This is a genomic window from Aeromonas finlandensis (assembly GCF_000764645.1).
Classification (GTDB): Bacteria; Pseudomonadota; Gammaproteobacteria; order Enterobacterales; family Aeromonadaceae; genus Aeromonas; species Aeromonas finlandensis.
On sequence record NZ_JRGK01000104.1, the window covers coordinates 1 to 8514 of the forward strand.

The window sequence follows — 8514 nt, forward strand, 5'->3', positions numbered from 1 at the left end:
GGATCTTACCCGCCTCAATAGCGGCGGCAGCGGCCCCTTCGCCCGGGTCACCGTCGATGTGCCCCACTTCGTCAAACTGGTAGAGACGGATCCGCGCCCCGAGCCGCTTCAGCGCGGCGAGCGGCTGTTCAACCTTGGTAACACAGCGTCCAACTCACGCTTCCCCATGGCGGGGGACAACTGGATGAGCTGCAACTCCTGCCATCTGGACGGGTTCAACTTCACTAACCGCTATCTGATGGCGGCCCATCGCCAGAAGAGCGGCGACAACGCCATCAACGGCCACGCCAACCTCACCAACATGGTGGCGGGGGATTTTGTCGGCGAATACCTGCGCATGACCCAGCGGACCCAGGGCGGTATGGGCCATGACACCCGCGATGGGGCCGAGGCAGTTGATCCCTCCAAGCCTCAGCCCGAGGTGAAGGCAATGATGGAGGATCTGCACGCCTTCGTCACCGCCGATGGCAACCTCCCCTATCTCGCCAACTGGCTGCGGCTCGATGCCCCGCGCACGGACCCCGCCAAGGCGCCGACCACTCACCCGAAGGCGTGGCTCAACTCCGCCTCCTGCCAGAACTGCCACAGCCAAGCGTTCAAGGATTGGAGCGAGAGCAACCACCGGCTGATGGGCAACTCACACCCCTACTACAAGGTGGTGCAGGCGCTGGCCCGCGAAACCGAAGGGGAAGCGTTTGGTCAGTGGTGTCAGGGCTGCCATATGCCCCAGCAGGTAATGACCGGCCAGATGGAACTGCCCAAAGGCTCTCATATGTTCGAGCAGGGCGGCGCCTCCCTGATTGCCGCCCACAAGGCTGGCGAACCTGTGGTTGAGGAAGGGACCAGCTGCGTGCTCTGCCATCGCATCACCAAAGTGGAAGACGCGGGCGGCAACAGCGCCTTTACCGTGAATTTGAAAGACCGCGAGAGCTATGTGTTCGAGGATGCCCCGGGCGGCAGCCTCCAGCACTGGATGGCTGAGCGGCAGATCAACGCCCGTCCGGCGGCCCACAAAGCCTCCTATCAAAAGGATTTCTACCGCGACGCGGCTCTGTGCAAGTCGTGCCACAACGAGTTTGCCCCGGGCACCGGCGCCAATATCGTCAACACCTGGGACGAGTGGGAAAAATCCAGCTTCGCCAAGGCCGAGGATCCTGCCAAGCGGCGCACCTGCATCGACTGCCATATGAACCCGGAGCCGGGCAATAGCGGCGCGCCGGTGGCGGGCCAGTCCACCGAAAACGGCACCATGAAGACGCGGCTCTATCGCCACAACTTTACCGGCGCCCAGCACCAGCTGGTGGGGCTGCGCAATCCCGACCTTGAACAGGAGAGTCTGGCCCTGCTGCGCTCCAGCGCGACCCTCTCCGCCCGTATCGAACCGGCTGCCGATAGTCAGCGGCTGGTGGTGCGGGTCGCCAATACCGGCGCAGGCCATGCCCTACCCACCGGGGTGGCCGATTTTCGTGAACTCTGGCTGGAGCTGACCGTCACCGACGCCAGCGGCAAGGTGGTGCTCAAAAGCGGCCAGCCAGTGGATGGCGCCGTCCCTGAGGATGCGCGGCTGTTTCGCAAAGTGTTCGGCGATGCCGAGGGCAAGCCGGTGGGGCTCAAGTTCTGGCGTTACGCCAAGCTCTTGGAAGATACCCGCATTCCGGCCGATGGCTGGCGTGATGAAGCTTGGCCGCTACCCGCAGATGCCCAAGGGCCCTTCAAGGCCGATATCAAACTCAATTTCCGCACCTACCCCAAGTGGGTCAATGATGCGGTGCGCGCCGCCGAGCCGAGCTTGCCGGAGCCACCCATAGTGCAGCTAAATCGGTTGCAACTTACCCTGCAGCCTCTCCCCATCACGCCCGCTACGGAGCCTCAATCCTGATGTTTGCAAGTTTTCTCATTACCCTGCGCGAGGGGCTGGAAGCCTTTCTGCTGGTCGGCATCTGCCTCTCCTACCTCGCCAAGCTGGGAGCGAGCCGCTACAACAAGTTCATCTATCTGGGGGTGGGGCTTGGCCTTATCGCCTCCCTAGTCGTCGCCTTCCTGTTCCAGGTGGTGGTGAGCCAGTTCGAGAGCGAGCGCTATAACCACCTCTTGATGGCTGGGATCCTCATTTTCGCCACCTTAGTGCTCACCTATATGGCGATCTGGATGCAAAAGCAGGCCAAATCCCAGGTGGGAGCCATGACGGCGCGCATCGATGCGGCCATCGATGGTGGCAACCTGTTTGGTCTGGTGCTGCTCGCCTTCCTGGCGGTGATGCGCGAAGGGTTTGAAACCGTGCTCTTCTTCTCCGCCCTGCTCTACTCCGGCCAAGGGGTGGATCTGCAATCTGGCCTGATAGGCGCGCTGGCGGGGCTGCTGGTCTCCATCGCGCTGGTGTGGGGGCTGCTGCGCTCCACCCGCAAGGTGGCGCTGGCCCCCTTCTTCCGCTGGACCGGGCTGCTCATCATCATCATCGCCGCAGGCTTGCTCTCGTCCGCCGTCAACATGTTGCAGGCGGCAGACATCATCACCTTCTGGACCACGCCGGTGTTCGACATCAGCCACATTCTCGACGATCAGGGGGTATTTGGTACCTTCCTGCGCGCCCTGTTTGGCTACAATGCCTCACCCGCTGGCTTGCAGCTGCTGACCTGGGCCCTCTATCTGGCGATCTTCGTTACCCTCTGGCAGCGCAGCTATCGCCCTCAGGTAAGTGCCGCGACTGGCAAGGGCTAAGCCCGCACGCCCTGTGGCAGCAAGGCCACGGGGTAATAACACCATTCGGGAGCCGCGCCTCGGTGCGGTTCCCTTATCTATCAAGCAGTTTCGGAATAGGTCATGAGCGATAACAACAAGAAAAACATTGCCGTGCTGGGGGCTGGCCCCGCCGGTTTGATGGCTGCCTGGCGCCTGCGCCGCGCCGGTTTTGCAGTCACCCTGTTCGAGCAGGAGCCGGTGGTCGGCGGCATGTGCGCCACCCAGACCTTCAAGGGGCGCGATGGGGAGTATCGCTTCGACTACGGCGGCCACCGCTTTATCACCAAAAACCCCGAGCTGCTCGCCTTTATCGACGAACTGATGGGGGATGACCTGCTCCACGCCGAGCGCAAGAGCGTGATCCGCTTTGGCGGGCGCACCTATGACTACCCCTTGAACCTGCCCAACCTGCTCAAGACCGCCCCGCTGGCACTGATGGCCGGTGCGGTGAAAGACTTGCTGCTGTTGCCCTTTAGCAAGAAGCCGGATGATTTCGCCAAGGCGAGCTTTGCCGAGTGGATCCAGAGTCACTTCGGCCGCACCCTCTACCGTCAGTTCTTCGAGGGCTACACCGGCAAACTGTGGGGCATCAACCCGGACAAGCTCTCCGCCGACTGGGCCGGCCAGCGCATCAGCCTCATCGATCTCAAAGACGTGGCGCGTCGCCTGCTGCCAAGACGCAACGGCAGTATCTCGGTGCGCACCTATGCCCGCAAATACCGCTACCCCAAATATGGCTTCGGCCAGATCTTCACCACCCTGGGGGAGCGGCTGGTGGCCGAGGGAGTCGAACTCAAAACCGGCGCTACCATCACCCGCCTTGAGCAAGCCGATGGCCGCATTGGACGGGTGTATTGGCAACAAGATGGCGCCGAGCAGAGCGAGCACTTTGATCAGGTGATCTCCACCCTGCCGCTGCCGCTCACCTGCCAGCATCTGGGCTTGCCGTGCGATCTCCAATACCGGTCGCTTCGCTTCGTCAATATGCCGCTCAAGCAGGAGAACCTGTCGGACAACACCTGGCAGTACCTCTCCGACCCCCATATTCTGGCGACCCGCCTGCAGGAGCCGCGCCGCCGCAGCCCCTTTATGGCGCCACAGGGCCAGACCTCGGTGATGCTGGAGATCCCCTGCAATCCGGGGGATGCCACCTGGCAGGCACCGCTCTCTGATCTGCGCGGGCGGGTCACCGCTGATCTCGCCAGCCTCGGCGTTGATACCGCCAAGCTTGGCGATGAGACGTTCGAAGCCCGCAGCGAGTACGCCTATCCGCTGATGGATCTTGGCTATCAGGCCCGTCGCAACGAAGCGATCAAGGCGCTGATGCCGATTGGCAACCTCATCATGACCGGCCGTCAGGGAACATTCCGCTACATCTTCACCGACACCGCCATGGAGATGGGGATGATGGCCGCCGACATGGTGATCGACGGGGTGGACAGACGCCACGCCATCTTTAACCATCGCAACGAAAATACCGTCATTGAAACCCAGAGCGTGGCATGAGGATTATCGGTGTCCAACAGGTAGACAGACGCCGCAACACCTTCAACCATCGCAACGAAAATACCGTGATCGAGACCCAGAGCGTTGCCTGAGTGGCCGCGCCATTGGCATAACCTCTTGGCATAAGTAAGGAGAACAGGATGACCATCCGCCCGGGTTTACTTGCCCTCACCCTGCTGCTGGCCCTGAGCGGGCAGGCGCAGGCTTACTCCTACGCCGCAGCAGGCAAGGAGCCGCTGATCGACGCCCGCGAAGCGCTGCTGACCGCCGCCACTGACGGCAAGGATGCCAGCGCCACCTTGAGCGAGATTGCCGAGGAGCTGGCCTATCTGGAACAGCACCACAAGGTGGAGCTGCAGGCGCCGCTGGCCGCCGCCATCAAGGGAAAAGATGCTGCCGCCACCGCCGCCCTGCTCAACCGCGCCTATAAGGCGGAGATCGAACGCCGCCTCGAAGGGGCCAGCCAGAATCTTGGCGACTACCAGAGCGCCAAGGTGCTGGTGGTCAAGAGCAAGCGCTTCCTCGACTTGATCCTCCCCTCCCTCAGTGAAGGGGATCGCAAGGCAGCCGAACAGGCGCTGGCCAAGGTGCTGGATGCCATCGGCAACCCGGGGGTATTCGGGGTGGGCGCCAAGCCCGCCGATGCCGCCGCCTTTAGCGATGCAGAAAAAGCACTGATGGCCGTGCTGGCGCCGCTTTGATGGCAACCAGCCTGTCATTGCGCCATCTCGCTGTGAAAAACGGTGGGTTTCGCTTTGCTCTACCTACCCTACGTGCGGCCTGCCGATAGATGCCCCCGGACGCCGGTTTGCCCCCTTCTCCCCTGGAGGGAGAAGGGATGGGGATGAGGGGGAAGGCAACGCCTCGGCGTTGGGTGTCCTCCTGCTCAATCACCATTTGGCAGCTCATTCTGCTGCAACTGGCCTGGCTTTGCTGGCTGCTGGCCTTCCCAGTAGCCCTCGATTCCGACGATGCCCTCAATTTCGCCCACGGGGTGACGCGCTTTAGCGTGCTGGAGTTCTCCCCCCACTTTCCGGGCTACCCCGCCTTTATCTGGCTGGCGCGGCTGATCAATCTGGCGGTGGACGATCCGGCCCGCGCGGTGCAGTGGGCAAGTCTGCTCGGTAGCAGTTTGCTGGCGCCGCTCGCCGCCTTGCTGGCGGTGAAGTTATGGCAACGGCCGAGCCTGTTCACCCCCGTCTGGCTGCTGGTATTGGCCCTGCCGCTCACCCCGACGCTGGCGCTCTCCGGCCTCTCGGATGGGCCCGCGCTCGCAGCCTGGCTCGGGGCGCTGCTGGCTTTGCAGCAGCGCAGAATCGCGCTGGCCGGTCTTTTGCTGGGTCTGCTGCTGGCCCTGCGCCCCTCCTATTTTGTGCTGACGCTGCTGCCGCTCTGGCTCGGGCTGGCGCAGCAGGGAACGCGCGTCAGGTTTGTGCTCCCCATCGCATTGGTAGGACTGATAAGCCTGCTCTTTGTCTGGCAGGCCGATGGCTGGGCCTATTTCAGCGAGGGGCAACGCTTTACCGACGGTCACTTTACCCTGTGGGGCAACACTGCGGCGGCCCATGGCGATCGGCTGCTGAGCTGGGCGAACACCTTCAACGAGCAGCTCACCCCGCTTTGGCCCTTGGCTGTCGGAGGGCTGCTAGTAATGCCACTCTGGCAGCGCTCAAAAGGCCACCCAGCCGCCTTATCCCCGCTCTGGACGATCTACTGGCTCGCTCTGCTGCTCTGGACCCTGTTTGGCCAGAATCCAGATAATCCCCGCCATCTGGCGCCCATCACCCTGCTCGGTATCGTGCTGCTGGCAGGCTGGCTGCCACGCCGTGGCGAGGGGCTGGCAGCGGTGGCTGGATTGCTGCTGCTCGGCGCGACCTTCACCCTGCCCCGCCCGCCCGCCATGGTGCTGGCGGCCAGGGTGGCAGAAAAAACCTGCCCGGCACTGGTGACCCAGTGGGGAGTGCGGCTGCTGCGGGAGACCACAGCCTTGGCCGTCACCGATGGCTGGTACAAGGGGGATGCCAGCCTCGCGCTCAAGCAAAGTGCCTGCCGCCTCAGTCGCCGCCCGATAGCAGCGAGCGAGATGCCCACTGAGGTGGATCAACACTGGTTTGCCCCGCGCTTTGCCGCCGAGCCCGGACTCTGGCTAGCCATTCCCTCACTGCAGACAAGCCATGGACAAAGTGACAGAAAACACAGAAAGAGCACAAAAACCCACCAAGACAACTAAAAAATAGGGGAACAACTCGGTTACACTCACTGCGCATCCATAACAGATGAGTCTCCTTATGCGTGTAACCAGAGAGTGGCTGTGGGTTTTATCGGTGCTGACCGGGGCCTGCGCCCTCCTGTTGCTGCCATTCTGGCTACGCGGAGGCAGTCAGGGCCATGACCTGTTTCACCACCTGCTCTCCGGTCACTTCTTTGCCGTGCAGCTGTGGCAAGGAGAGCTCTATCCGCGCTGGCTGATGGAGATGAACGGCGCCTTTGGCAGCCCGGTTTTTTTCTTCTATCCCCCCCTGCCCTACTATGTGAGCGCCCTGTTCGCCGGCCCCACCCCACTGGCCCACGAGGCGATGACGCCGCTACTCTGGAGCAGCAGCGTGGCACTCTGGCTCTCCGGCCTGTTTGCCTATCTCTGGTTGCGCCCCTTTGCCGGCAACGGGCGGGCACTGGTGGTTAGTCTGCTCTATATGGCGCTGCCCTATCATCTGGCTATCGATATCTACGCCCGCTTTGCCCTGGCGGAGAGCTGGGCCTTCGTCTGGGCGCCGCTGGCACTGCTGGCGCAGGATCGCCTCTGCCGCCGCGCCCCCTTTGCCTTGCTGCTGCTCGCCTTCGCGGTGGCCATGCTGGTGCTCTCCCACCTGCCGAGCACCCTGCTTATTCTGGGCTTGCTCACCCTGCGCAGCCTGCTGCTGATCTGGCGTGGCAAGAGGAGCACTGCGCTTGTCAGTGCCCCTGTCACAGCCTCCCCGATCATCGGCACCCTGATCGGCCAGCTCTGGGGACTAGCGATGGCCAGCCTGCTGCTGCTGCCCGCTCTACTGGATCAGGGGGGGATCTCCATGGAACAGATGCGCACCGGCATGTTCGAATTTCAGCGCAACTTTCTCGACCGCCTGCCCCAGAGCCGGGATGACTGGCGCTTTCGCGGTCATCTCGCCTGGCTGACTCTGCTCACCCAGGCCCTGCTGCTGGTAGGCTGGGCGGCCGCTCGCGAGCCACGCCATCCCGAACTGCTGCTCTGGGGGGTCATTGGCACCCTGAGCTTTCTGATGATGCTGCCCCCAAGCGAGCCCCTGTGGCGCCTGATCACCCCGTTGCAGCTGGTGCAATTTCCCTGGCGCCTCAATCTGCTGCTGGTCATCGCTACTGTCGCCGTGGTGGCGCTGGGCACCCCCACCTATCGCCCGTGGCAGTGGCTCTGGTGGCTGCTACTTACCGTCACACTGCTCTCGCAAGGGCTCTATGTACGCGAGGCGCCGCTCACCCAAGCACCCGTCAAGAGTCAGCTTGATGGGGAGTTTGACAGCAAGCGCAGCGCCCGCGAATACCGACCAAAGCAGGTGCCGCGCGGCATGTTTGCCCCCACACTGCTGGCCTGGAAAGATGAGTTTCAACCCGCCATCACCAGCGAGCAGCTAGGGGTATCGTGGCAGATCCTGCGCTGGCAGCCGCGCCATATCGAATTGACCGTGGATGCCCCCGAGCCCGCCAAGCTGATCCTGCACCAATTTAACTACCCGGGCTGGCAGGCAACGCTCGACCAGCATCTGCCCCTAAGCGTCAGTAGCACCCGCAACGGGCTGGTACAGGTCTGGGTGCCCCCCGGACAACACAGTCTCACCTTTACCCTCACCGCCCGCTGGCCGGAGCGGCTCGGTTATGCCGTCTCGTTGCTGGCCTGGCTACTCTGGCTCGGGGGAGTGATCCGAGCCATACACCGGCACGAACACAAGAATGATCCCCAAGGCGCCTGAGCGGCCGGGCACCTCCCCCTTTTGAGGGGGCAGGAACGTCATGCCGAGCAGGGGCAAACCTGATAGACTCGCCCTTCTCCCATTTTTTCAACCAAGGTTCATCAGCGGATACCCTATGCCCCAAGCACAGCCCCCCCAGGCCACCATGCTCTCCCCTCGTTTTCTCTTTATCCTGCTGGGCGCCCTGGCGGGCCTGAATCCGCTGGCGGTGGACATGTATCTGCCCGCCATTCCGGCCATAGCCCGGGATCTCGCCACCAGCATCGACGGCGCCCAGCTCACCATC

5 protein-coding genes and 2 pseudogenes are annotated in these 8514 nt (G+C 63.0%); all 7 read left to right on the top strand.

The features are described 5' to 3' along the window. A pseudogene (locus LD28_RS0110330) lies at window positions 1-1879 on the top strand (hypothetical protein); the annotation flags it as partial. After that, window positions 1879-2718 carry an FTR1 family iron permease gene (locus LD28_RS0110335; RefSeq protein ID WP_033136886.1) on the top strand — a complete coding sequence of 280 codons (840 nt, stop codon included), beginning with the start codon at window positions 1879-1881 and terminating at the stop codon, window positions 2716-2718. The pseudogene LD28_RS0110330 and the gene LD28_RS0110335, both read left to right, overlap by 1 nt. A gap of 102 nt (window positions 2719-2820) precedes the next feature. After that, the gene (locus LD28_RS0110340) at window positions 2821-4245 is read left to right on the top strand and encodes an NAD(P)/FAD-dependent oxidoreductase (protein WP_033136887.1); all 1425 of its coding nucleotides are present in this window, start codon (window positions 2821-2823) and stop codon (window positions 4243-4245) included. A gap of 140 nt (window positions 4246-4385) precedes the next feature. Continuing rightward, window positions 4386-4946 (top strand): hypothetical protein, encoded by a 561-nt coding sequence (locus LD28_RS0110345; RefSeq protein ID WP_033136888.1) that lies wholly within the window; start codon window positions 4386-4388, stop codon window positions 4944-4946. A gap of 143 nt (window positions 4947-5089) precedes the next feature. Further along, window positions 5090-6475, top strand: coding sequence for a hypothetical protein (locus LD28_RS0110350; protein ID WP_156120178.1), 1386 nt, complete (start codon window positions 5090-5092; stop codon window positions 6473-6475). 58 nt (window positions 6476-6533) lie between these two features. Further along, window positions 6534-8228: a hypothetical protein gene (locus LD28_RS0110355; protein ID WP_033136889.1), complete on the top strand. Its 1695-nt coding sequence runs from the start codon at window positions 6534-6536 to the stop codon at window positions 8226-8228. Window positions 8229-8343: 115 nt separating this feature from the next. Beyond that, a pseudogene (locus LD28_RS23820) lies at window positions 8344-8514 on the top strand (multidrug effflux MFS transporter); the annotation flags it as partial.

Bases quoted from the DNA above. Each gene is read 5' to 3' on its own strand.
- LD28_RS0110335 (WP_033136886.1), top strand. From the start codon at position 1,879: ATGTTTGCAAGTTTTCTCATTACCCTGCGCGAGGGGCTGGAAGCCTTT.
- LD28_RS0110340 (WP_033136887.1), top strand. From the start codon at position 2,821: ATGAGCGATAACAACAAGAAAAACATTGCCGTGCTGGGGGCTGGCCCC.
- LD28_RS0110345 (WP_033136888.1), top strand. From the start codon at position 4,386: ATGACCATCCGCCCGGGTTTACTTGCCCTCACCCTGCTGCTGGCCCTG.
- LD28_RS0110350 (WP_156120178.1), top strand. From the start codon at position 5,090: ATGAGGGGGAAGGCAACGCCTCGGCGTTGGGTGTCCTCCTGCTCAATC.
- LD28_RS0110355 (WP_033136889.1), top strand. From the start codon at position 6,534: ATGCGTGTAACCAGAGAGTGGCTGTGGGTTTTATCGGTGCTGACCGGG.